Source organism: Streptomyces sp. CB02980, from assembly GCF_014451325.2.
Classification (GTDB): Bacteria; Actinomycetota; Actinomycetes; order Streptomycetales; family Streptomycetaceae; genus Streptomyces.
Window position 1 is genome coordinate 493,441 of sequence record NZ_JACSCH020000002.1, and the last position, 22,395, is coordinate 515,835.

Annotated in this window: 18 protein-coding genes; 11 read left to right on the plus strand and 7 right to left on the minus strand. The window is 74.5% G+C overall.

Translation table 11 applies throughout. The annotated features are described in order from the left end of the window. Positions 1 to 38 precede the first annotated feature (38 nt). A complete protein-coding gene (locus E0F75_RS05690; RefSeq protein WP_187621355.1) occupies positions 39 to 1,925 on the minus strand; it encodes a hypothetical protein in 1,887 nt (628 codons plus the stop codon). A 433-nt stretch (positions 1,926 to 2,358) separates the two neighbouring features. On the opposite strand from E0F75_RS05690, the gene E0F75_RS05695 reads away from it, so the two are divergent. The 3 genes from E0F75_RS05695 to E0F75_RS05705 are packed head-to-tail and all read left to right on the plus strand — an operon-like array spanning position 2,359 to position 4,627. After that, entirely contained in the window at positions 2,359 to 2,994 is a 636-nt protein-coding gene (locus tag E0F75_RS05695) for a metal ABC transporter ATP-binding protein (RefSeq protein ID WP_187621356.1), read from the plus strand. Further along, positions 2,991 to 3,869 (plus strand): metal ABC transporter permease, encoded by an 879-nt coding sequence (locus E0F75_RS05700; RefSeq protein ID WP_187621357.1) that lies wholly within the window; start codon positions 2,991 to 2,993, stop codon positions 3,867 to 3,869. Before E0F75_RS05695 ends, E0F75_RS05700 begins: the two co-directional genes overlap by 4 nt. Next, positions 3,818 to 4,627 (plus strand): metal ABC transporter solute-binding protein, Zn/Mn family, encoded by an 810-nt coding sequence (locus E0F75_RS05705; RefSeq protein ID WP_187621358.1) that lies wholly within the window; start codon positions 3,818 to 3,820, stop codon positions 4,625 to 4,627. Before E0F75_RS05700 ends, E0F75_RS05705 begins: the two co-directional genes overlap by 52 nt. A gap of 204 nt (positions 4,628 to 4,831) precedes the next feature. Here E0F75_RS05705 and E0F75_RS05710 read toward each other — a convergent pair whose 3' ends face one another. Then, positions 4,832 to 6,490 (minus strand): class I adenylate-forming enzyme family protein, encoded by a 1,659-nt coding sequence (locus E0F75_RS05710; RefSeq protein WP_187621359.1) that lies wholly within the window; start codon positions 6,488 to 6,490, stop codon positions 4,832 to 4,834. After that, on the minus strand, positions 6,487 to 8,283 hold the full coding sequence (locus tag E0F75_RS05715) for a CoA transferase (protein WP_187621360.1): 1,797 nt from the start codon (positions 8,281 to 8,283) through the stop codon (positions 6,487 to 6,489). Before E0F75_RS05715 ends, E0F75_RS05710 begins: the two co-directional genes overlap by 4 nt. Positions 8,284 to 8,427: 144 nt before the next feature. On the opposite strand from E0F75_RS05715, the gene E0F75_RS05720 reads away from it, so the two are divergent. Continuing rightward, positions 8,428 to 9,609 (plus strand): acyl-CoA dehydrogenase family protein, encoded by a 1,182-nt coding sequence (locus E0F75_RS05720; protein ID WP_187621361.1) that lies wholly within the window; start codon positions 8,428 to 8,430, stop codon positions 9,607 to 9,609. Here the strand turns inward: E0F75_RS05720 and E0F75_RS05725 are convergent. After that, positions 9,596 to 10,726 carry a sugar ABC transporter permease gene (locus tag E0F75_RS05725; RefSeq protein WP_229312522.1) on the minus strand — a complete coding sequence of 377 codons (1,131 nt, stop codon included), beginning with the start codon at positions 10,724 to 10,726 and terminating at the stop codon, positions 9,596 to 9,598. The two genes, E0F75_RS05720 and E0F75_RS05725, sit on opposite strands and share 14 nt — an antisense overlap. Next, a complete protein-coding gene (locus E0F75_RS05730; protein WP_187621362.1) occupies positions 10,723 to 11,946 on the minus strand; it encodes a nitrate/nitrite transporter in 1,224 nt (407 codons plus the stop codon). Before E0F75_RS05730 ends, E0F75_RS05725 begins: the two co-directional genes overlap by 4 nt. 201 nt (positions 11,947 to 12,147) lie before the next feature. On the opposite strand from E0F75_RS05730, the gene E0F75_RS05735 reads away from it, so the two are divergent. The 3 genes from E0F75_RS05735 to E0F75_RS05745 all read left to right on the plus strand — a co-directional run bounded on the left by E0F75_RS05735 (position 12,148) and on the right by E0F75_RS05745 (position 16,496). Beyond that, the gene (locus E0F75_RS05735) at positions 12,148 to 12,867 is read left to right on the plus strand and encodes a hypothetical protein (RefSeq protein ID WP_229312523.1); all 720 of its coding nucleotides are present in this window, start codon (positions 12,148 to 12,150) and stop codon (positions 12,865 to 12,867) included. Between the two features lie 158 nt (positions 12,868 to 13,025). Further along, the gene (locus E0F75_RS05740; protein WP_194480128.1) at positions 13,026 to 13,721 is read left to right on the plus strand and encodes a sigma-70 family RNA polymerase sigma factor; all 696 of its coding nucleotides are present in this window, start codon (positions 13,026 to 13,028) and stop codon (positions 13,719 to 13,721) included. Positions 13,722 to 14,288: 567 nt separating this feature from the next. Further along, positions 14,289 to 16,496 (plus strand): cation-translocating P-type ATPase, encoded by a 2,208-nt coding sequence (locus E0F75_RS05745; RefSeq protein WP_187621593.1) that lies wholly within the window; start codon positions 14,289 to 14,291, stop codon positions 16,494 to 16,496. Positions 16,497 to 16,514: 18 nt separating this feature from the next. On the opposite strand, the gene E0F75_RS05750 is transcribed toward E0F75_RS05745, so the two are convergent. Further along, positions 16,515 to 16,796, minus strand: coding sequence for a hypothetical protein (locus E0F75_RS05750; RefSeq protein ID WP_187621364.1), 282 nt, complete (start codon positions 16,794 to 16,796; stop codon positions 16,515 to 16,517). 250 nt (positions 16,797 to 17,046) lie between these two features. Between E0F75_RS05750 and E0F75_RS05755 the strand changes: the two genes are divergently transcribed. Then, positions 17,047 to 18,018 carry an acetylxylan esterase gene (locus tag E0F75_RS05755; RefSeq protein WP_187621365.1) on the plus strand — a complete coding sequence of 324 codons (972 nt, stop codon included), beginning with the start codon at positions 17,047 to 17,049 and terminating at the stop codon, positions 18,016 to 18,018. Positions 18,019 to 18,067: 49 nt separating this feature from the next. Continuing rightward, positions 18,068 to 18,688, plus strand: coding sequence for a hypothetical protein (locus E0F75_RS05760; RefSeq protein WP_187621366.1), 621 nt, complete (start codon positions 18,068 to 18,070; stop codon positions 18,686 to 18,688). Positions 18,689 to 18,877: 189 nt separating this feature from the next. On the opposite strand, the gene E0F75_RS40365 is transcribed toward E0F75_RS05760, so the two are convergent. Next, positions 18,878 to 20,068 carry a cytochrome P450 gene (locus tag E0F75_RS40365; RefSeq protein WP_187621367.1) on the minus strand — a complete coding sequence of 397 codons (1,191 nt, stop codon included), beginning with the start codon at positions 20,066 to 20,068 and terminating at the stop codon, positions 18,878 to 18,880. A gap of 349 nt (positions 20,069 to 20,417) precedes the next feature. Here E0F75_RS40365 and E0F75_RS05770 point away from each other — a divergent pair, with 349 nt between their 5' ends. Both E0F75_RS05770 and E0F75_RS05775 read left to right on the plus strand, forming a co-directional pair. Further along, a complete protein-coding gene (locus tag E0F75_RS05770; RefSeq protein WP_229312524.1) occupies positions 20,418 to 21,533 on the plus strand; it encodes a cytochrome P450 in 1,116 nt (371 codons plus the stop codon). A gap of 41 nt (positions 21,534 to 21,574) precedes the next feature. Further along, on the plus strand, positions 21,575 to 22,339 hold the full coding sequence (locus E0F75_RS05775) for a class I SAM-dependent methyltransferase (protein ID WP_187621369.1): 765 nt from the start codon (positions 21,575 to 21,577) through the stop codon (positions 22,337 to 22,339). The last annotated feature ends 56 nt before the right edge of the window (positions 22,340 to 22,395 follow it).

Below are 22,395 nucleotides of genomic sequence, written 5' to 3' on the forward strand. Positions count from 1 at the left end.
GTGCCCGGCATCGGGCACGAACCGGGCATGAGGGGGCGTCAGCCGTCCAGCAGCGCCACATGGACGAGATACGGCAACAGGCGGACGGCCTGCGGATCGTGGTCGAGCAGCACCGCGACGGGGGTGCGCCCCCGGGCCCGGAGCACCTCGACGAGCCCCGCCCGCCCGGACTCACCGTCCTCCACCGGGAGCGGCCTTCCGGCCGCCTCCCGGTCCGGCGTGACGGAGGGGACGGTCGGGACGACGGGACCGGCGCCGGTGGGCGGGACACCCCTTTCCCGGGCGATCAGGGCGCGTTCCGCGGCGGCCGCGAGGGCCTCGCTCCGCGTGGCGGCGACGGCGACGACGGTGTCGCCGCCGAGCCGGATCGCGCAGGCAGGCACGGAGAGCAGCGCGGACAGGTCATGGGCGACGGGCTCACCCGCCGCACGCAGCGCGCGGAGGGCGGCGTGGCCCCCGTGGTCCGGAAGCGCGAGCCGGGGGACGCGTACGCCCGGCTGGGCGAGCCGGTGGACCACCAGCGCCTCGCAGTGCCCGGTCAGCGCGGCCTCCACCGCGGCCACCCAGGTGAGCCCGGCCGCCGCGCCCGTCGGCAGCCGGTACGGCGTGCCGTGCGCCGGGGCCGGGTACGCCTCGGCCGCGGGGACCCGACGCAGCCGGTCGGTGACGAGGTCCAGGCCCCAGACCTCGCGACCGCCCCGGGCGTCCGGAGCGGCGGCGAGGGTCCCGTACACGGCGAACGCGTCGAGCAGGGCGGCGAGGCGGGCGCTCCGGGCGTCCCGCCCGTGACCCCACACGGTGACACCCGGCGCGTCGGCGGGCAGCGGCCCGAACGGGTCGGGCACCTCGACCGCGCACCCCCACAGGCCGGTCGGCCCCGGCGTGGCCTCCGGGACCGGCCCGAGAAGCCCGGTCCGGGCGTCCGCCACGGCGTCGATCCGCTCCAGCAGCCGTGCGGGCTCGACGGCCGCGCCCCCGATCCGCCCGAGGAACGCGACCCGCGCCCCCGTCTCGGTACCCGCCCGGGTGACCGATCGGCCGGGCCGGGGCAGGGGCACCACGGGGTGCCGACCGCTGGACGACGTCCGCACGTCGGTACGCACGAGGTACGGCTCTCCGGTGTGCCCGCAGCCGCCTGCGACGCCCCCGACCCGTGCAGCTCCCGCGGCTCCGGCCTCTCCCTCTGCCTCTGCCTCTGCCTCTCCCGCAGCTGCGCCGCTTCCCGCTCCACCCGCTGCCGCGTCTCCGACGCTTCCCGCGCCTCCGGTCCCTTCCACGGCGCCCGCCGCCCCCGCGGCGCCGCGGCCCAGCCAGGCGCCCAGGAGCCGGTCGGCGATCCATTCCGCCCGCCCGTCGGCGAGCACGGCGCCGGCGGTGCCGTCCGGCGCACCGCCCATCGACGCGGCGCCGAAGCCGTCCGGCGCGGCGCCCACCGGCCCGTCCGGCCGGCCCTGCGCCCGAGAACCGCGCAGTCGCCGCCAGGCCGAGGCCGCCGCGGTGCGGTCCGCGGGACCGAGCGGGCCGGTCCACAGTTCGTCCCCGTGGACCAGCACCTGCCCCAGCCACGCACCGGCGTCGGCGCACTGGTCGGCCGTGGCCGCCAACTCGGCTGCCGAACGCGCGACGTGAAGCACGGCGTCGGCGGCCGTGAGCGTCTCCTTCTCCGCCCACTCCGCGAGGCCGCCGCGCGCCTCTGCATCGCCCGCGCCCGTCCGGCGGACCCGGACGTCGCGGCATCCGGCCCGCTCCGCGGCCGCCGTGAGCGCCCGGAGCACGTGGTCATCGGCGGCGAGCAGCAGCCGCCCTTCCGGCGCCGGTCCGGTCTCCGTACCCCGGGCCGGCGGGTCGACGTAGGCGTCGCCGTCCGCGCCCTGTGGCGCGACCTCGTCATGAGGCCGGTCGTCGTCACTCCATCGCGGACGCATGCGTCGGCTCCTGTCCCTTGGATCACTGGCGGTCGATCGAAGGGCTCCGCGCCCCTCAGGCTCGATGAAAGAGGAAGGGGATAGGCAAACGATCAATGCGGGATATAGCGTGGCCTGTTCCCACCCTGCCGACGCCCGCCCCCGTGTGGCCGGCGGAGGCGAGCCGTACTCGGTCCGCCAGGCCGGTGAGGTCCTGTTCGAGCCCGAGGCCCTCGATCCCGTCCCCCCGCAGGATGGGGGGCGACGAGCGGTGTCCGTCGGCTGGTGGTGAGCGAGCCCGGCGGCGGAGAGCAGCACGATCCCGCTTCGGAAGGGATGACGGGGAGGAGGTCGGGCCGTGCGCCGCTGCGGTTCCCCGGACGGTCCGGGAACTCGGCGGCTCCGCCGTACGACTCCTCCACCGCACCGGCACGGAAGCGGCGAGAGGCACGGGATGGGCGGACTGGACATACGCATGCGCGGGGTCGTCTGCCGGCACGGCCGCGCCGAGGCCGTGGTGGGGGTGGACCTGGAGATCGCCGCCGGCGAGCGGGTCGCCCTGACGGGGACGAACGGGTCCGGGAAGACGACGCTGCTGCGTGCGGTCCTCGGGATGCACCGGCAGACGAGCGGCTCCATCGAGGTCGGCGGGCGCGGCGCGCGCTCGGCCGCCGAGTGGGCGTGGCGGCGCCGGTCGTGCGCCTGGATCCCGCAGAAGCCCGCCGCCGGACGGTTCCCGCTGCGGGGCGACGAGCTGCTCGCGAGCAGCGGGGCGCCCGGCGATGCGGCGCGCGCGGCCGGACGGCTCGGGGTCGGGGCACTGACCTCGCGTCCCGTGGGCACCTTGTCCGGCGGGCAGTTGCAGCGCATGTACCTGGCGCGGGCGATCGGCTGTGTCGCGGCGGGCGCCCAGGTGCTGCTCGCCGACGAGCCGACCGCCGCCCTCGACTTCGAGGGGCAGGAGGAGGCGGCCGACGTGCTGACCGAGCTGCCGGTCACGCTCGTGGTCGTGACCCACGACCGGGCGCTGGCGGACCGGTGCGACCGGGTCCTCGAGATGGCCGCGGGGCGGCTGCGGGAGGTGCGGTGAGCGCGCTCGCGGCGGCCGACCTCGGCGCCATGCTCCAGCTCGTGCCGGTCCAGCGGGCGGGGGTGGCCCTGCTCCTCGCGGCCGTCGGCCTGCCGGTGATCGGCGTCGTCATCGTGGGCCTCGACATCATGCCGGTGCGGTTCGCGATGATGCACGTGGCACTGCTCGGCATCGCGGTCGGGCTGCTGACCGGGATCGATCCGATGGTCTGCGCGCTGGTGGCGTGCGCGTTGTCGGGGGCGGGTGTCGCGCCGCTGGCCCGGACGCCGGCGGGGCTCTCGGGGGCGATGGGTCTGCTGATGAGCCTCGCGATCGCCGCCGCGCTGCTGCTCCTCGCCGTCTCCGGCGTCAACGCGTCGGGGGCCTTCGCCCTGCTGTGGGGGTCGATCCTCTCGGTCGGCACGACGGACCTCGTGGTTCTCGGCGCGCTGGCCGTGGTCGTGCCCGCACTGTTCTGGTGGCGGCGCCGAGAGGTGGCGCTGCTGCTGTACGACCGCGAGCTCGCCCAGTGCTCGGGGGTACCGGTCCGTTTCCTCACCACGGCTCTTCTGGTGCTGGTCGCGGTCGCGGTCGCCGGCGCGATCAAGCTGACCGGGGCGCTCCTGGTCGACGCGCTGACCCTGCTGCCCGCGCTCGCGGCCCGCCGTCTGGGCCGCTCGCTGGGGTCGATCACGCTGTGGGCGGTCGGCATCGGCGTCGCGGTCAACGTCACGGGCTTCCTGCTGGCCCTGTGGCTGGACTGGCCTCCGGGCCCGGTCCTCGTCCTGACGGCGGGGGTTGTCGTCCTCGCCGTGCATCTCATCCCCGAACGGAGAAACAGCTCATGGCGCGCACCCGCGTCCGTACCGCCCGTCTCGCTTCCCTCGTCGCACTGAGCGCGGCGCTGCCGCTGCTCGCGGGGTGCGGGGAGGACAAGCCGGCCTCCGGCACCGACACCAAGGGGGCGGGAGACAGGCCGGTGGTCGTCGCGACGACCACCTGGGAGGGCGCCTTCGCCAAGGCCGCCGGGGCCGAGGACGTCACGGTGATCGTGCCGCAGTCCGTGCACCACGCCCCGGACTACGACCCGAAGCCCTCCGACCTGGCGGCCGTCGCGAAGGCGGACTTCGTGCTGTACGCGCCGTTCGAGCCGTACGCGGCGAAGATCAAGGAGGCGGCCGGCTCGAAGGCGAAGCTCGTCGAGGTGAACCTCGACAACGACCCGGCCAAGGCCGGAGCCGAAGTCGAGCGCCTCGGCGGCCTGTTCGGCACGAAGGACACCGCCTCGCGGTGGAAGTCCCGTCTCGACGCAGAGGTCACGAAGCTGAACGGCGAGCTCAAGGCCGCCTGGCCGGACGGCAAGAGCCCGACGGTCGTCTCCCAGGTCTTCACGGCCTGGGCGGCCGGTCTCGCGGGCGCCACCCCGGTGGGCGCCTACGGCCCCGAGCCGGTCACCCCCGCGCAGCTGGCCTCCCTCTCGGCGAAGAAGGCCGCCTTCGTCCTCGACAACGCGCACATGTCGACCGGCACCGTGCTGCCGGACTCGGGCGCGAAGCAGGTCACGATCGTGAACTACCCGGGCGAGGACCTGGATCTGCTGGCGGTGTACCGCAACGCGGCGGCCGAGTTGAAGAAGGCCATGAGCGGCTCCTGACCGCACGGCAGGCCGAAGGGGGAGGGTCGCACCGCGCCCCTCCCCCTTCGGCCTGTCCGGCGGATCAGGGCCGGGGCCGCGCCTGATCCGCCCGACTCGCCCTCGTCGTCACGCCTGATCTGCCGGACACGCCCTCGTCGTCACACCTGATCCGCCGGGCAGGCCCGTGTCGTCACGCCGGATCCGCCGGGCAGACCCATGTCGTCACGCCTGGACGAGAACGGACTTCCGGCCCTCCGCGATCCGGGTCCGCAGCGCGGCACGGTCGGGCTTTCCGGCGGCGGTGAGCGGCAGTTCGGGCAGGACGAGGAGGTGCTCGGGGTGCTTGTGCCGGTCGAGTCCGCGCTCGGCCAGGTACGCCCCGAGCTCGGCGAGGGACGGGGCCGTCGGGCCCTTGGCGACCAGGCAGGCGGCGAGCCGCTCGCCCATGAGCGGGTCGGGCACGCCCACGCAGACCGCGTCCCGGACCCGGGGGTGGGAGACGAGTTCGCGCTCGACCTCGGCGGGGCTGATGTTGGCGCCGCCGCGTATCACCACGTCCTTGAGGCGGCCGGCGACGTGCAGGACGCCGTCGGCGTCGAGGAACCCGAGGTCGCCGGTCCTGACCCAGCCCTCGGGTGTGCGGTAGCGGGCGTCGAGCTCGGGTGAGCCCACGTAGCAGAGCGGGGTCATGGGGCCGCGGGAGACGATCTCGCCGATCCGCCCTTCGGGCAGCGGCTCGTGGGTGTCGGGGTCGGTGATGCGGATCTCGGCGACCCGGGGGTCGGGGCGGCCGGCGACGACGCCGGAGCGGTCGGTGGGCGGCACGGTGTGCTGGAGCCCGGTGTGGCAGTTGACGCCGTCGGCCGATCCGTACAGGTTGACGACGGGGCAGCCGAAGGCGTCGGCCGCCGCCTTGGCGGTCGCCTCGTCGAGGGGCGCGCCGCCGAGGACGAGCGCGGTCGGGGCGGGCAGGGGCTCGTCCGTCCGCTCCAGGGCCTCCAGCATCATGCGGATCATGGTGGGGACGCCGAGGATGTGGGTCGGCCGGTGGTCCCGTACGGCGGCGAGGGCGGCCTCGGGGGTGAAGTGGTCGAGCAGGACGAGCGTGCCGCCGTGGCGGGCGAGGGCGACGGCCGTGCCGTTGGAGCCGAAGGCCGAGGCCAGCGGAACCAGGAAGAGGCAACGGGGCGGGGTGTCGTCGGGCATGAGGGAGGCGAGGAAGTTGCCGCGTCCTCCGGCCAGGGCGTTGTGGGAGTACGCCACCATCTTCGGCTCGGCCTCCGAGCCGGACGAGACGAGGATGCGGGCCGCGCTGTCGGGGTCGGGGCGGGCCGGGACGAAGCGGGCGGGGTCGGTACGCAGCAGCGGGGACAGCGGAATCGTTCCGTCAGGTACCGGGCCACGGCCGTCGGCGATGACGTGGCGCAGGGCCGGCAGTGCCGGAGCGAGGGTCTGGAGGTCGGCGGCGTGGGTCTGTCCCCGGTGATCCACGGCGGCGATGACCGCGACGGCCTCCGCGCGGCGCAGCAGGCATTCGGCCTCCACCGCCCCGCGCCCGACCGGGAAGGGAAGGGCGATCGCGCCCAGAGCGGCGAGCGCCAGATCCGCGATGACGGCGTTGCGGTGGTTGGGCAACTGGACGCCCACGACGTCACCGGCGCCGATGCCCAGCCCTCGAAGGCCCTCGGCAAGGGATCGGACCTTGCGGTCGAGGGCCGTGTAACAGAGCTTGCCCTTGGCGTCGATCACGGCGGTGCGGTGCAGATCGGCGATCTGTCTGGCCCGGTAGAGGCTGTAGACGTCGAGGTCGGGGCAGCTGCCGTCCACCACCCACGATCGGCGGAGGTCGGCGGGGAGCAGGTCGGTCAGGGTGACGGTCACGCGAGGCTCCAGGGGTCGGGAACGGCGGGGGCGCCGTGCGCGTCCCGGCCGATCGGGCCGGACAGGCGCGGGTCGTGGTGAAGGGCGGACAGGTCGGTGGTGACGGCGGTGGCGGTCAGGCCGTGGCCGCGCAGCTGGTCCAGGGCGTCCTCGGTGCACATGCCCGTGACGTCGTACGCCGCGGCGGCGGCCGCGCCGGCGTCGCTCGGCGCGATCCAGCCGTCGGAGGTCCGGAGCGGGTGCCGGAACCCGGCGGGACGACGGGGATCGGCGCCGCCGGCGGCCCGTCGCAGGACGGGGGCGAGGAGGGTGTCGGCCGCGCCGAGCAGTGAGGACTCGACCCGTACGCCGTGACCCGTGCGCTCGCGCAGGAGCAGGCCCGCGAGGACGGCCTCGGCACCGTGCAGGCCGCCCAGGACGTCCAGGAGCGTCATGAGGGAGGGCACGGGCGGTTCGCCGGCCGGGTGGGCGGCCTCCCCCACGCCGGTCCGGGCCTGCACCATGAAGTCGGTTCCCATGGGGGCGTCGTCGATCCGGTCGGCCCAGCCGCCGGTGTACGCGTACACGAGGGACGGGTTCACGGTGGTGAGGTGCTCGGCGTCGAGCTCAAGGTCCGCCGCTTTGCCCGGTGCCCAGTTGTGCAGGAACACGTCGGCCTCGGCGACGAGTTCACGCAGTCGCGTCCGGTCCCCGGGCGCCTTGATGTCGATCTCGACAGCCTCCTTGCCCCGGTTGAGCGCGAGCCAGCGGGCGGAGATCCCGTCACAGGCCGGCGGCATGCCCCGGAGCGGGTCGCCGCCCGGGGGCTCGATCCGGATCACACGGGCGCCGAGCAGGCCGAGCAGGTGGGCGGCGAGCGGTGCCTGGATGCGGCGGCCCGCCTCCAGGACGGTCAGTCCGGCCAGCGGCCGGTCCGCCGTGACGGTCGTGCCGGCCGCGGCGGTCGCCGGGCGGCCCGGGCCGAGCGCGCGCAGGGACCAGGGGTCGGCGCCGTCGTCCTCGGCGGCGCGCTCGGCGAGCGTACGCAGGCGGCACACCTCGGCTTCGGACCGCGCGGCGGCCTGCCGGATCCGTGCCCACGGGTGCCGGCGGGTCACCTCGTGCAGGTCGATGGGGAACGGCGCGCAGGCGGTGGCGTACCGGAACTGGAAGGGCCGCCAGCCCGCCCGTATCGCGTCGGCGGGAGCCTCCAGGGCGCGCCAGAACGCCGCCCAGGCTCCCGGGTCGAGCGTCTCCAGTTCGAACAGGACGCCCTCGGCGGAGGTGAACGGCGGTCCTCCCGGGGCGGGTTCGACGGCTTCCGGCTCGTCGGCCCCGGCCGCCGCGAGGTACTGGGAGACGGTGAGCAGCCCGGCTGTGTCGGCCGTCGTCGTCCGCACGCGGGGCGGCGGGCCGCCCCGGGCCTGCCCGACGAGCCCCGCGAGCAGGCCCTGGACGGTGAGCACGCCGGTGGCGGTGGCCAGGTAGTCGACGGCGAGGCCGCGCGGGGCCCCGTGACGGCGGCCGTGGACGGCCATGACACCGGTGACGGCCTGGGCGGTGGCCTCGTCCTCGATCCCGGAGCCGGCGGACCCCCAGGCGGTACGGGCCATGACGGGCGCGAACTCCCCGCCGCCCAGAGCGATGTCCCCCGGGCCGCCGTCCCGCACCGTCGCCCCGAGGCGGCTCAGGTGGCCGGAGACGACCCGGGTCAGGGGCTCGGGGCCGCCGATGTCGCACCGCAGTGCGTCGAGCGGACGGGCTGTGTCGAGCGGGCGGCGGACCGCGGTGTGCGCGGTCGGCGATGACGCCATGCCTCTCCTCTCCTGGCGCGGCGGCGATGGCCGTCGCGCGGGGACTGTCACGGTCACGGGAACTCGGGGGGCGGTGGGCCCGACCTCTTCCACGGGCAGGCAGTCGGACGCGTGTTCTGCCGAGTTCCCGAGACGGAGGAAACAGTGACGGATCATGACGTACCGGATGTCGATCTGCTGCGGAAGCGGGTCTCCGCGTTCGTCCGTGACCACGTGTTCCCCGTGGAGCACCTGCTCGACGCCGGCGGGCGGCCCGCCGGGGATCTGCGCGAGCGGCTGCGCGAGGAGGCCCGGAAGGACGGCCTGTGGGCGCTCCCCCTCCCGGCCGAACTGGGCGGCGGCGGCCTTCCCTTGGGCGCGTACGCGTCGATCGCCGAGGTGGAGGGCGCCAGCGACCACGGCCCCGTGGCGCTCGGGTCGGCCTCGCTCCTCGACGTGACCATGCTGGCCCGGCACGGTACGGCCCCGGTGCGCTCGGCGTACGTCCCGGGCCTGGTCTCCGGCGGTCTCCGCACCTGTTACGCGATGACCGAGCCGGACACGCCCGGGACGGAGCCGGCGCTGACGGCTACCCGGGCGGAGCGGCTGCCGGGGGGCGGCTGGCGCGTGACCGGCCGCAAGTGGTTCGTGTCGAACGCGGGGCACGCGGACCTGGTGACCGTGCTCGCCCGGACGAGCGGATCGGCCGGAGACCGCACCGGGCTCTCCCTCCTCCTCGTGCCGACCGGCTCACCCGGCTTCCGGGTCGTGCGCGAGCTGCCGATCCTGGGCGCGACCGGGCAGTACGAGATCGACTTCGACGGGGTCGAGGTCGCCGAGGACCATCTCGTCGGCGACCTGGGGCAGGCCTTGGCGGTCGCGGGTGAGCGTCTCCAACTGGGGCGCACCCTCCGGGCGTTGCGATGGCTCGGCCAGGCCCAGAGGGCCTTCGACCTCCTCTGCGACCGCGCCGGCGGACGTCAGGGCACCCGGGGCCCGCTCGCAGACCGTCAGCTCGTCCAACAGCACGTCTTCGAAGCCCTGTTGGCACTCAGGACGGCTCGCCCGCTCGTGCACGAGGCGATGGCGCTGGTCGCGGACGGACGCGACGCCCATGTGGAGGTCGGCCTGGCGAAGACGGCGGCGGCCCGCACCCTCCAGGACGTCGCGGACCGGGCCGTCCAGGTGTTCGGCGCTGCCGGGCTCGGCCCGGACACGCCCCTGCCGGCGCTGTTCCGTACCGGGCGGACGGCCCGGATCCTCGACGGGCCGGACGAGCAGCACGTCTCCTCCGTCGCCCGGCGCGTCCTGCGGGGCCGTCGGGACTCTGCCGTCACACCCGCCTGAGGTCGACCCGGCCGAGGAGCGCCGCAAGGCCGAGGGTCAGGAAGAAGTCTCCCCAGACGAGTTCGTGGCGGACGGCCGTGCCGCTGTGCGCGTCGTAGCAGCCGTCGAGGAGCATCCCCGCCGGGCGGGGCCCGCCCGGCCGGGTGAGGTGGTCGTGCGCGAGCCGGTACAGAACGGCCTCCGCCCGGGCCGCGCACACGGTCGACCACGCGGCTCCGGGGACGAGCGCGAGCTTCAGGAGGGCGACCGCGGTGATGGCGGCCGCGGAGGTGTCGAGCGGGCCGTCCGCATGACGGGCGTCCGTCGGCGGGACCAGGGGGCCGGCGAGCATCGCGCAGCCGGCGAGGAGGAGTTCGGCCGCCCGGGTCAGCCGGTCCGCGCGCCAGGAGACGGCGTCCGCGAGCAGCAGGGCGTCCGCGACGGCCAGGAGGAGCCACGCCTCACCCCGGGTCCAGCCGGGCGCGGGATCGGCTTCGGCCAGCCAGCCGTGCGTCCGGTCCCGGCGCCATGCCGGGGCGGGCCGCCCGGTGCCGTCGCGGGGCAGGCACAGGTCAAGATGGCGGTGGAGGTGCCCGGCGGCCGCCGCCCGCCCCTCGGGTCCGGCCGAGGCCAGCAGGGGTACGAGACCGGGGACACCGTCCGCACGGGCCCGCAACCGCGCACCGCCGAGGGCCGAGCCCCACGGGACGAGGCCGAGTTCCGGGTCGAAGGCGTCGACGGCGGCCTTCGCCGCCCGCTCCCGAAGGGCTTGCGCCATCGCGTCCCCGGTGGCCGGGGCCGTGCCGTACCAGAGGATGAGGCCGCGGGTCGCCGTGTCCGCCTCGACCCAGGGGGCGAGCCGGCCGGTGACGGCGGCGGCCGCCGTACGGTCCTGGTCGCTCCCGGTGCGGCCGGCCCGGAGCCACAGCAGTCCCGCCCAGAAGCCGCCCGTCCATGATCCGCGCCCTGTGGTCGTCCATCGGCCGTCGGCCGGCTCGGCGTACAGAGGGAAGCGGTCATCCACCTGCTCCGCGGTCTCCCCCACCCGCCCCAGGAGGAGACCGAGGGCCTCCTCGGCCCAGTCCGTGCCGGTCACCGCGGACCGTCCGCGCGTGGACGGCCGTCCCGTGGCGGTCACCGCGGACCCTCCGCGCGCGTACGGCCGTCCCGTACCGCCCAGGCGAGCGCGACCGACCCCGCGACGGCGAACTCCACGGCGACCAGCATCCAGCCCTCCCCGTACCGCCCGCGCTCCGCGAGGAGCCCGAACAGGGGCGGGCCCACGGCGAATCCGGCGAAGAAGCCGGCGGCGACCAGGGCGGAGTCCTGCCCGGCCCGGCCGGGCGCGGAGCGCTGCATCACCAGGACCATCGAGACCGCGTTGCCGGACACGGCGAACACGCCGACCGCCACGGCCGCCGCCCACACCAGCAGCTCGACGTGGACGGCGGCGGTCAGGAGCAGGGCCGCCCCCACCGCCCCACCCGCGAGCAGGGCGGGCAGCCATGGAGCCCGGCCTGGCGTGGCGGCCCGGGACCAGCCGACCCGACCGCCGATCCCGGCGACGCCGAGGACGGCGACCAGCGCGCCCGCCACCGTCGGCCCCATGCCGAGGCGTTGGGCTCCGAAGAGGGCGAGGTAGGTGTTGACGGAGGCGATGCCCGCACCGAGGAAGAGCGAGAAGGCGGCCAGCCACGGCACGGGACCACCGGGGCGGGACGGTGCCGGACCGCCGGCGGCCCCGGTCGGCGGCGGTGGCGCGTCGGCCGGCAGCGCTCTCCAGGCCCACAGGGCCGCGATGAGCGCGGCACCGGCGGCCACCCAGACGGCACCCCGCCAGCCGATCACGCCGGCGGCCACGGCGAGCGGCAACCCGGCGACGAAGGCCCCCAGTTGGACACCGGACTGCTTGGTGCCGGTGACCGCGCCCCGCTTCGGTGCCGGTACGGACGCCAGGATCGCCTTGTTCGTCGCCGGGTTGGCGAGCGCCTGGGGCAACCCGCCGAGCGCGACGGCCACGAGCAGCAGACCCGGGCCGGGCGCGGAGCCGATCAGGCCCAACGCCACCGCCGAGAGGGCCAGCAGGGCCACGAGGGCCCGGCGGGGGCCGACGCGGTCGACGAGCCGACCTCCGACGGGCGAGAGGACGGCCGCCGTGCCGAAGCCCACCGTGGTGGTCAGACCCAACACGGTCTCCGTGACACCGAGTCGGTCGACGAGACGCGGACCCAGCGCACCGAGCAGGAACAGCTGCATCATCGAGAAGGCCATGGCCGTCGTAAGGAGCGCGGTCAGCCCGCGGGCCGGCCCTTCTCCGGTATCGGCAGGTGCCTCCGCCGCCGTACCCGCGCTCGTCACCGCGTGTCCCTCCCCCGTTCGGCGATCGGGCCGAACGCCCTCGCCTTCGAGGAGTCGTGGCGGCCGTGCCGGAAGTTCCCGAGGCGAACTTGTGGGACCCGTCACAGTCGCGTACTCATGTCCCGACAGGTCGTGGGGGCGGCCGCGGGACGGCCGTTCCCGCCCTCATTCCTCCGGGGAGGGTGCAAGGATGGGCGCGCCATGACACCAGGCCGATGTTCGCGAGGGGTGCGGGCCGCGATGTTCGCGGCCGTCTGCGTGCTGCTCGCCGCCACCGGCCACATCCTGATGTCGGGCCGGGGCGTGCCCGCCTGGACCCTCTCCCTCGCCTTCGCCGCCACCGTGGCGGTCACCTGGGTCCTCGCCGGCCGCGAGCGCGGCCTCCTCGCCGTCACCGCGGCGAGCATGGCCGTGCAGAGCGTGCTCCACACGGCCTTCTCGTGGTCCCAGACGACGGCCGTGCCGACGACGACCGCACCGGCGACCACGCCGATGCGGACGGCGATGCCGATGCCGATGCCGATGGACGACGTGCACGCGGCGCACGCGCACATGGCGCACGCGGCCATGGGGCACGGGGACGTGACCGCGTCCGCCGGCATGGTGTCCGAGGCTCCGGCCGGCCACGACATGACAGATGTGTCGTCGTCCTTGGGGATGCTGTCGGCCCACCTCCTGGCCGCGCTCCTGAGCGGATTGTGGATGGCGTTCGGCGAGCGGGCGGCGTTCCGCCTGCTGCTCGCCGCGTCCCTGCGGCTCTTCCGCCCCCTGCGTCCGCTGCTCGCCTTCTTCGTCCCCGTCGTACGGAACCGGCCCCGGCTCCGGCCGGTGCGAGCCGGTGACGAGCGGGCGCCACGCCGGCTCCTCCTCGCTCATTCGCTCATCTCCCGAGGTCCTCCCCAGGCACTCGCTGTCCTCTGACAGCCGGCTCCCCGAGCTCGACGGCTCCGTTCCGTCCCTCGGGCATCGGTCATGCCGCTTCCACCCGGTCGCGGCCGGCCGTACCAGTCACCGGCCACGGCGCCGACCTCATCCGCGCGCCCGGTCGGACTCCCTTTGCCTCGTAAGGACTTGTGGCGATGACTCCTGCCCACGAAACCCTCCCTCAGCGCCCGACGAGCACCTCCCGCTCGGCGCACGCACCGGACGCCGACACGGACGCGGCGACGACCCGGCTCGCGCTGGCCGCCCGGGACGGCGACCCGGCCAAGGCCGATCTCTTCGTACGCGCTCTGCACCGCGACGTCCGGCGCTACGTGACCTACCTCAGTGCCGACCGCCAGGCGGCCGACGACCTCACCCAGGAGGTGTTCCTCCGCGCGCTCGCCGCACTGCCCCGCTTCCAGGGGCGCTCCTCGGCCCGCACGTGGCTGCTGTCGATAGCCCGTCGGACGGTGGTCGACAGCCTGCGCCACGCGGCCGCCCGCCCTCGCCTGTCCGACCGCGACGACTGGCAGGCGGAGGCCGAACACACCCAGCCCCGGGGGCTTCCCGGTTTCGAGGACGGCGTCGCGCTCGCCGAGCTCCTGGCCGCCATCCCGCCCGAGCGGAGGGACGCCTTCGTCCTCACCCAGCTCCTCGGCCTGCCCTACGCCGAGGCCGCCGAAGCCATCGGCTGTCCCGTCGGCACGGTCCGCTCGCGGGTCGCACGGGCCCGGACCTCCCTGGTCGCCCTGGTGCGCGGCGCCGAGGAACCGCTGCCGTCGCCGGTGCTCGCCCCGAGTGGCGACGTTCCGGCACGCAGGCGGTTCACGCGGGCGCCCGCGCTCGCCTGACCGTTCGCGTCGCGCAGCCGACGGGGGCGAGGGCGGGGGCGAGGGCGGAGTCACGGCATCGCGCCGCGATTCGCCCCGCCCCCCCCGTACCCGGACCCGCCCCGCACCCGTACCCGTACCCGGACTCGCCCCGCCCCGGACCCGGACCCGTCCCGGACCCGTCCCGGACCTGTCCCCTCTCGCGGGAACCGGAACGCTCGGCCGTCCGACTCCTCCGGAAACACGGCCCGATCCCTCCGGTGCCGTACGACGCGCTCTGGAGAGGCGACCGATGGAAAAGTCACGCGCATCCTCGTCCCCCGCGGGAGCCACGGGGCGGTTCGGTTCTCCTCCCGTCGTTCTGGGGGGCTTCCTCCTGCTGCTGGCCCTGGTCTTCACGGGGTCGTACGCGCTGGGAGCGGCGGTGGGGCCGATCGGCCCCACGCCGGACCCGTCTTCGACGACGGGCCCGGCGCCCGCCACGGAGAACCCCCACCACGGGGGTCACTCGTGACGCGCGGACCGGCCGCCGCCCGGGCGGAGCCGGCCTCCGCGGACTCGGTCACGACGGACCTCCTGGTCGGCGGCATGACGTGCGCGGCGTGCGTCAACCGGGTCGAGAAGAAGCTCTCCCGCCTGGAGGGAGTCACCGCCTCGGTCAATCTGGCGACCGGACGGGCGCGGGTGCGCCATCCCTCAGGTCTCCCGGTCGAGGAGCTGTTCGCCACGGTCGAGAAGGCCGGCTACACGGCGGCGCTTCCGGAGCCTCCGGCCGACCGGCGGCCCGCCCCCGTCCGCAACGGGGAGGAGGCGGAGCGCCGACGGCTCGTGATCACGGCGGTCCTCGCGCTGCCCGTGCTCGTCCTGTCCATGGCGCCCGCGCTGCAGTTCCGCAACTGGCAGTGGCTGTGCTTCGCGCTGGCCGCCCCGGTGGCAGCGTGGGGAGCGTGGCCGTTCCACGTACGGGCGTTGCGCGGGCTGCGTCACTCCGCGTCGACCATGGACACGCTGGTCTCGCTGGGCGTGGTCGCCTCGTTCGGCTGGTCGGCGTACGCGCTGTTCCTCGGCGGGGCGGGAGAGCCCGGTATGCGGATGCCCTTCACCCTGGCCCCCGGGGCAGCCGCGGACGGCATGGCGCACGTCTATCTCGAAGCGACCGTCGGTGTACCGCTGTTCGTGTGGGCGGGCCGCTTCCTCGAAGCCCGGGCCCGACGGGGTACGGGGGCGGCCCTTCGCTCGCTCGCCGGGCTGAGCGTCAAGGACGTGGCGGTACGGGAGAAGGACGGTGGCGAACGCCTCGTACCCCTTGAGCGGTTGCGTGCCGGGCAGACCTTCCTCGTGCGGCCGGGCGAGCGGGTCGCCACCGACGGCGAAGTGGTCGAGGGCGGTTCGGCGGTGGACCTGTCCCTGGTGACCGGGGAGAGCGAGCCGGTCGAGGTCGAACCGGGCTCCGAGGTGGTCGGAGGCTCGGTCAACATCGCCGGGCTGTTGCTCGTGCGCGCCACGGCGGTCGGTGCGGACACCCGCCTCGCCCGCATCGCCCGGCTGGTGGAGGAGGCACAGGCCGGGAAGGCCCGCGCCCAGCGGCTGGCCGACCGGGTGGCCGGCGTCTTCGTCCCCGTCGTCCTGGCCCTGGCCGTCGGTACCCTCGGCTTCTGGCTCGGGACCGGCCGGGACGCGCAGTCGGCGGTCACGGCCTGCGTGGCCGTCCTGGTCGTGGCGTGTCCGTGCGCGCTGGGCCTGGCCACGCCGACGGCTCTCATGGCCGCGACGGGGCGGGGAGCCCAGCTCGGGATCCTGGTCGGCGGCCCCGCGGCGCTGGAAGGGCTCCGGCATGTCGACACCGTGGTGCTCGACAAGACCGGCACGCTGACCTCCGGCCGGATGACCGTCGCCCGCTTCACCGCCGTCCCCGGTGCCGGCGGTCTCGGCGAGGGGGACGTCGTGCGGTACGCCGGGGCCATGGAGCAGGGTTCGGAACATCCGCTGGGCCGGGCCGTCGTCGACTACGCGCGGGTGCGGGCCGATGCGGAACTTCCCGGCGTCGTCGACTTCCGCGCCCTGCCGGGAAGAGGGGCCCGCGGCGTCGTCGACGGCAGGCTGGTCGAAGTCGGGTCGCCGACGGGCGAACTGCCGGCCGTCCTCGCCGACGCGCTGACGGCGGCCGAGGCCACCGCCCGTACGCCGGTCCTCGTGCGCGTCGACGGCGAGGCGGCCGCTCTTGTCGAGATCGGGGACGTGGTGCGCCCCGGGAGCTACCGAGCCGTGGACGCCCTCCGCCGTCTCGGCGTACGTCCCGTCCTGGCCACCGGGGACGCGAAGGCTCCGGCCCTGGCCGTGGCCGCCGACCTGGGCATCCAGGAGGTCCACGCCCGCTGCACCCCCGAGGAGAAGGCCGCCCTGGTACGCGTTCTGCGGGAACGGGGACATCGGGTCGCGGTCGTGGGCGACGGCGTGAACGACGCCGCCGCGCTCGCCGGGGCGGACCTGGGCATCGGCCTCGGCAGCGGCACCGACGCCGCCATCGGTGCCGCGGACGTCACCCTGGTGCGCACGGGAATCGAGGCCCTGCCCGATGCCGTACGGCTCGCGCGGCGCACCCTGGCCACGATCCGCGTCAACCTCGTCTGGGCCTTCGGCTACAACGTCGTGACCGTGCCCCTGGCGATGCTCGGCGTGCTCAACCCGATGGTGGCGGCGGCCGCGATGTCGGCGAGCTCGGTCCTGGTGGTGGGCAACAGCCTGCGGCTGCGTGCCTGGCGCCCCTCGGCAGCGCCCCGGCGCCGGGGGCTCTGACACCGGCCACGAGGCCGGCTACTCGGCCGTCACGTCCAGGAGTCTGCGGGTGCGGGCGCTCGCGCCGCTCAGGGTCAGCGGGATGTCCAGGCTCGCGCACATGCGGTGGGCGCGGGCCAGGGCGCTGAGGGTGGCCGGCGTGGGGTCGGCGGTCGGGACGGCGACGGTCACCCGGATCGGGCGGTTCGCCTGGACCAGGGCCTGGATCTGGAGGGCGGCGGCGGCCCGGTTGGTGACGTCCAGGTCGCGGTGGAGCGTCACGTGCAGCACATGGTGACGTACGACGTGGCTGATGAGCATGGTGTCCCTCCGCGCAGGACGACGAAGGCCCACAACTGGACACGCTGTGGGCGGTTCGTCCGAGGATGCCATGGCGACCGGCCCGGAGCCCTTCTCGTGACGCCGACGGCGCGGAGTGTCCGGCAGACCCTGTCGACATTCACGTATATGAATCCGGGTGGTCCCGGATTAGGGTGGGTCAGGCCGGGGTGAACCGGTCGAGATTTCGAATGTGCCCCTCCCTCACCAGGCGACTCACCAGGCGGTGTTCATGACGCAGTTCGACCTGCCCCTCGACCAACTCCGTACCTACCGGAGCGCATCCGTGGAGCCCGAGGACTTCGACGCCTTCTGGGCGAAGACCCTCGGTGAGGCCCGTACGCACGCGCTGGACGCGCGCTTCGAGCCGGTTCCGACGGGGCTCTCCACGGTCGAGACGTTCGACGTCACCTTCGCCGGATTCGACGGACAGCCGGTCAAGGGCTGGTTCGTCCTGCCCGCCGGCACCTCCCAACCGCTGCCCGTCGTCGTGGAGTTCATCGGGTACGGCGGCGGGCGCGGCCTTCCGCACACCCATCTGCTCTGGGCCTCCGCCGGGTTCGCGCACTTCGTGATGGACACCCGCGGCCAGGGCAGCGGCTGGGCCACCGGCGACACCCCCGACCCGGTGGGCAGCGCGCCCTCGTTCCCCGGCTTCATGACGCGCGGCGTCGAGGATCCGTACACCTACTACTACCGGCGCCTCTTCACCGACGCGGTCCGCGCCGTCGAGGCCGCCCGCTCACATCCCCTGGTGGACGCGAGCCGCACGGCGGTGACGGGCGTCAGCCAGGGCGGCGGGATCACGCTCGCCGTGGCGGGGCTCGTACGGGACCTGGTGGCGGTGGCGGCGGACGTGCCGTTCCTGTGCGACTTCCCGCGTGCGACGACGGTCACGGACCGCACGCCGTACCGCGAGATAGGCAACTACCTCAAGACGCATCGCGGCCGGGTACGCCTGGTCCAGGACACCCTCTCCTACTTCGACGGGGTCCACTTCGCGGCCCGCGCCTCGGCCCCGGCCCTGTTCTCGACGGCCCTGGAGGACCTGACGTGCCCGCCGTCGACGGTGTTCGCGGCCTTCAACGCGTACGCCGGGGACGAGAAGGCGATCGAGGTCTACGACTTCAACGACCACGAGGGCGGCGGCACCTTCCAGCAGGCGGCCCAACTCCGCTGGCTGCCGGGGAGGCTGCGGGGCTGACGCGCGGTCGGTCGAGCCTGCCCGCCCCGGCGGTGAAAGGATCACTGTCGTGGAGAGCACGCGGATATGGAGTGACGGACCGGTCGGCGACGAGGCGGCCGCGAGCGGCGGCCTGCTGCGGCTGCTCGGCGGCGGGTCCGGGGCCGAGGTCGGCGGGGCAGAGCCCGGTATCGAGTCCGGAGAGGCCGAGGCCGGCATCGAGGCCGGAGAAGCCGAGGCCGGTATCGAGTCCGGCGGGGCCGAGTCCGGTACGGAGTCCGGCGGGGCCGAGTCCGGTACGGAGTCCGGCGGGGCCGAGCGGCGGATCGTGACCGGGCCCCTCGTCTGCCGGTACTGCGCCTGGGACCGGTTCGAGGTGACGTCGGACGAGTGCTTCTGCGAGGGCTGCTGCCTGCCGCTCGACGTCCAGGAGGAGGAGGAGGAGGAGGAGTGCGGCGGTGCGGACCCGGTGGTCCTGGAGCTTCGGCCGCCCGCGGCTTTGTCCCCGGGGACGGACATGGACATGGTGACGTGTCCCGCCGGGCACGACCTTTTCCAGGTGGCCGCCGCCTACACGCTCGGCCCGGACGGCCACCTGCGCCGCCTGTCGGTCGCCCTGCGGTGTCCCGTCGACGGCGCGCTGTGCCTGCTCGTCGACGACGCGAGTGTGGCGCCGGGACACGGCCGGTGACCCACCGCTCGGCCCGACTCCTCGGCTCGTCGGTTGCGCGGCGCCTCGTCGAGCGCGCGCCGCGCGCAGGGGCCGGAGCCCGAGCCGTGCAGCGGACTCGGGCTCCGGCGAAGTGCACGGATGTCGTGCACGGGCGTGGTGCCCGCCTCATGGACGGGCCGCACGCTCACTGGTTTCAGTGCCAGTACTTCATGGTCGTACCTCCTCCCCCGTGTCTGGACGCAGGGTGACCTCGAAGCGGTCGAGACCGCGAAGGGTCAGATTGCGCCGGTGTTCTGGTTCCGCGACTGCCCGTGCCTGCGGATAGTCCCTGGCCAGGGCGCCGAGGACCGATCCGGTGAGCCGGATCGCCATGGACGCGCCCAGACAGGCATGGGCCCCGCGGCCGAACCCGAGGTGAGGGTTCGGGGCGCGGTCGAGTCGCAGCTCTGTGGGGTGGGCGAAACGGAGCGGGTCGTGGTTGGCCGCGCCCAGGAAGAGCGTGACCGGATCACCCGCCTTCATCGTGACGCCACCCAGTTCGGTGTCGGTGACGCAGACCCGGGCGTCCGCCTGGACCGGTGCGTCGTACCGGATGAGTTCGTCCACGGCCGTGGCCGGGGTCGCCCGGAACGCTTCGAGCGCGCCGGGGGTGGTGAGGAGGGCGGCCGCCGCGTTGCCGAGGAGCCGGGAGGCGGATTCGTAGCCGGCGTGGAGGACGGCGCGCAGACTGTTGCGCAGAACCGTTTCTGCCACGCCGCTGTCCGCCGCGTGCTCGGCGACGTACGCGATGAGGCCTTCCTTGGGCGGGTCCGCGAGCCAGCCGCCCGCGTACTCCGCGAGCCGGGCGCGGGCCGCGACGGCCGGCTCGTGCTTCTCGGGCCAGAGGCCGGCGTCCATGCCGTCGACGACGGTACGGGACATGGGCACGAACCAGTCGAGCCCGGGGGCCTCGACGCCGAGGAAGGCGGTCACGAAGCGGAGCGCCACCGGCTCGGCGAGCTCCCCGACCAGATCGAAGGAGGGTCGGCGGGCCAACTCCGCGAGCAGATCGGCGATCTGCCCCTCCAGGTCGTCGTGGAGCGCCTGCCGGTCCTGTGCCCGGAAGCCGTCGAGCAACAGGTGCCTGATGGCGGTGTGCTCCGGCGGGTCGAGGGTCTGCACGCTGAGCAGCGGGGCGGGGATCTCCTCCCCGGCGCGCCGCCAGTCGGAGGCGAAACGGTTGCTGTCGGTGAGCACGGCGAGGCAGTCGGCGTGCCGGGTCAGGACCCAGGAACCGAGCAGTTCGTGCCACAGGACGGGAGAGGCCTCCCGCATCCGGACGTACGAGGGGTACGGGTTCCGCAGGATCGACGGACGGGCCAGATCCAGAATCGGGTCCACGGCTGCCGCTTGCTCCACGAAACGTCTCCCCCTGCGCATGGGGCCTGGTTGAGGCCCTGGCTGCTACCGAGTCGAGCTGTACGAGACGCCGGTCACCGGTGGGTTGAACGCCTCGCTGATCTTGTCACCGACAGTTCGCCGGTCCTTCTCCGAACATCAATCCGAGCCGAGCGCCGGTGACGCTACCACGCAACTGGGGTGGCTGGTATGACTACCTGCCAGAGATCTTTCACAAAGCTTCGGGGAGTTACGGAAGATGACCGGTCAAGAGCAGTCAATCATTCACGATGTCCCGGTAAACGTTGCCCAACAGCCCAACCCCTACCCGCTCTTCGAGCGCATCCGTGAGCACGGTGTCGTCCAGCGCGTGCGGCTGAATCCCACTCTTGAAGTCTGGATGGTCACCGGTTACGACGAGGCCGTCGCCGCGCTCACCGACCCTCGGCTCAGCAGTAGTCCCGTCGGGGTGAACGGACTTGAGGAGGAGATGGCCCACCAGGAGCGCACCAACGTCCTGATGGCGAGCATGCTCGTCGCCAACGGCGAGGACCACACCCGGCTGCGCAACCTCGTCTCGAAGGCCTTCACGGCCCGTCGGGTGGAGCAGCTCGCGCCCCGTGTCCAGGCGCACACCGATGCCTTCCTCGACGCCTTCGCGGCACGCGGAACCGCCGATCTGGTCTCCGAGTTCGCACTGCCGCTGCCCATGGCCGTCCTCAGCGAACTCATCGGCATCCCGGCCGAGGGGCAGCCCGACTTCGCCCGTCTCGCGGTCGGTCTGATCATGCCGCCCAACACCCCGGAGCGACTCGCCAAGGGCGCTCGCGCACGGGCCGAACTCACGGAGTTCTTCGAGCCATTGATCGCGCAGCGGAAGGCGGATCCGAAGGACGATCTACTGAGCGCGCTGTGCGCCGCGCAGGCGGAGGAGCGGATCAGCGACCGCGAGCTGACGGCGATGACGATCCTGCTCACGCTCGCCGGACACGAGACGACGGCGAGCCTCATCGCCAACGGCGTCCACGCCCTGCTGCGTCACCCGGACCAGTTCGCCGCGCTCCGCGACGACCCCTCGCTGCTGCCGGGGGCGATCGACGAACTCCTGCGCTACGAGGGCCCGGTGAGCCGTGGCGTCGCCCGCTTCACCACCGACGCGTACGAGATCGGCGGGGTCACCGTCCCGCCGGGCGAGATGATCATCATCGGACTCGCCGCCGCCAACCGCGACCCGGCCCGTTACGACCGTCCCGACATCCTCGACGTGGCACGCCGCGAGGTTCCGCAACAGCTCGCTTTCGGCCATGGTGTGCATTTCTGCCTGGGTGCGCCGCTGGCCCGCGCGGAGGCGAGGATCGCCATCGGTACGCTGCTGCGCCGCTTCCCCGACCTGCGACTCGCCGACCCGGACGCGGATCTGAGCCGGCGCGAGGGCATCCTGCGCGGCATGGCGACCCTGCCCGTGGCCTTCACGCCCGAGGCCTGACCCGTCGTCCCGACGACGGAGAGACGAACGGAGACAGACGGATGACCTCGGCCTCCGGTACGGCGGAGTTCGACGCGATCGCCCCCGGCTACGACGCCTCGCGCGGCGGCACGACCCGGGCCGCCGGCTTCGCCGAGCAGCTCGCGCCGCTGCTCGACCCCGGCCGCCCGGTGCTCGACATCGGCGTGGGCACGGGCATCGTGGCAGCCGAACTGACCGCGCGCGGCCATGTGGTGTACGGGCTCGACCTCTCGACCGGGATGCTGGTCCGCGCCCTGGAACGGCTCGGTCCGCGGGTGGCGGTGGCGGACGCCTGCCGGCTTCCGGTACGGACCGCCTCGGTGAGCCAGGCGGTGTCCACCTGGCTGCTGCACACCGGGCCCGACCACGGCACGGTCTTCGACGAGGTCGCCCGGGTCCTGCGCCCGGGCGGCCGCTACCTGGTGATCCCGGCCGGGGGCACCCGTCCCACGGACGACATCGGGGTCGTGGTGGGCGAGTTGGAGGACCGGCTCGACCCGCTCCGGACCCGTCAGGACGGGCCGTGGACCCTCGCGCCGATCGCCGAGGCGCGGGGGCTCGTCTACCGGGGCGCGGCGTCCGAACGCCCCACGACCTTCCGGGTGTCGCCCCGCGCGATGGCCCGCTCCCTGTCGGGCGGCCTCTTCACCGGCGCCTGGTCGGTCACGGGCGACGCCACCCGCCTGGTGGCGGAGGCCCAGGAGCGGCTCCTCGCACTCCCGGACCCGGACGTTCCCCGCGTCCGGGAGATGGCCGACTTCGTCATGGTGTTCGAGAAGCCCTGAGGCCGCGCGTCGGGGCCGGCGCCGAGGCGGGGGCGCCGGCCCAGGTCGGGCGCGGG

Excerpts from the sequence above, each read along its gene's own strand:
- E0F75_RS05740 (WP_194480128.1), top strand. The coding sequence starts at position 13,026 with ATGACTCCTGCCCACGAAACCCTCCCTCAGCGCCCGACGAGCACCTCC.
- E0F75_RS05705 (WP_187621358.1), top strand. The coding sequence starts at position 3,818 with ATGGCGCGCACCCGCGTCCGTACCGCCCGTCTCGCTTCCCTCGTCGCA.
- E0F75_RS05735 (WP_229312523.1), top strand. The coding sequence starts at position 12,148 with ATGACACCAGGCCGATGTTCGCGAGGGGTGCGGGCCGCGATGTTCGCG.
- E0F75_RS05775 (WP_187621369.1), top strand. The coding sequence starts at position 21,575 with ATGACCTCGGCCTCCGGTACGGCGGAGTTCGACGCGATCGCCCCCGGC.
- E0F75_RS05695 (WP_187621356.1), top strand. The coding sequence starts at position 2,359 with ATGGGCGGACTGGACATACGCATGCGCGGGGTCGTCTGCCGGCACGGC.
- E0F75_RS05690 (WP_187621355.1), bottom strand. The coding sequence starts at position 1,925 with ATGCGTCCGCGATGGAGTGACGACGACCGGCCTCATGACGAGGTCGCG.
- E0F75_RS05750 (WP_187621364.1), bottom strand. The coding sequence starts at position 16,796 with ATGCTCATCAGCCACGTCGTACGTCACCATGTGCTGCACGTGACGCTC.
- E0F75_RS05715 (WP_187621360.1), bottom strand. The coding sequence starts at position 8,283 with ATGGCGTCATCGCCGACCGCGCACACCGCGGTCCGCCGCCCGCTCGAC.
- E0F75_RS05755 (WP_187621365.1), top strand. The coding sequence starts at position 17,047 with ATGACGCAGTTCGACCTGCCCCTCGACCAACTCCGTACCTACCGGAGC.
- E0F75_RS05745 (WP_187621593.1), top strand. The coding sequence starts at position 14,289 with ATGACGTGCGCGGCGTGCGTCAACCGGGTCGAGAAGAAGCTCTCCCGC.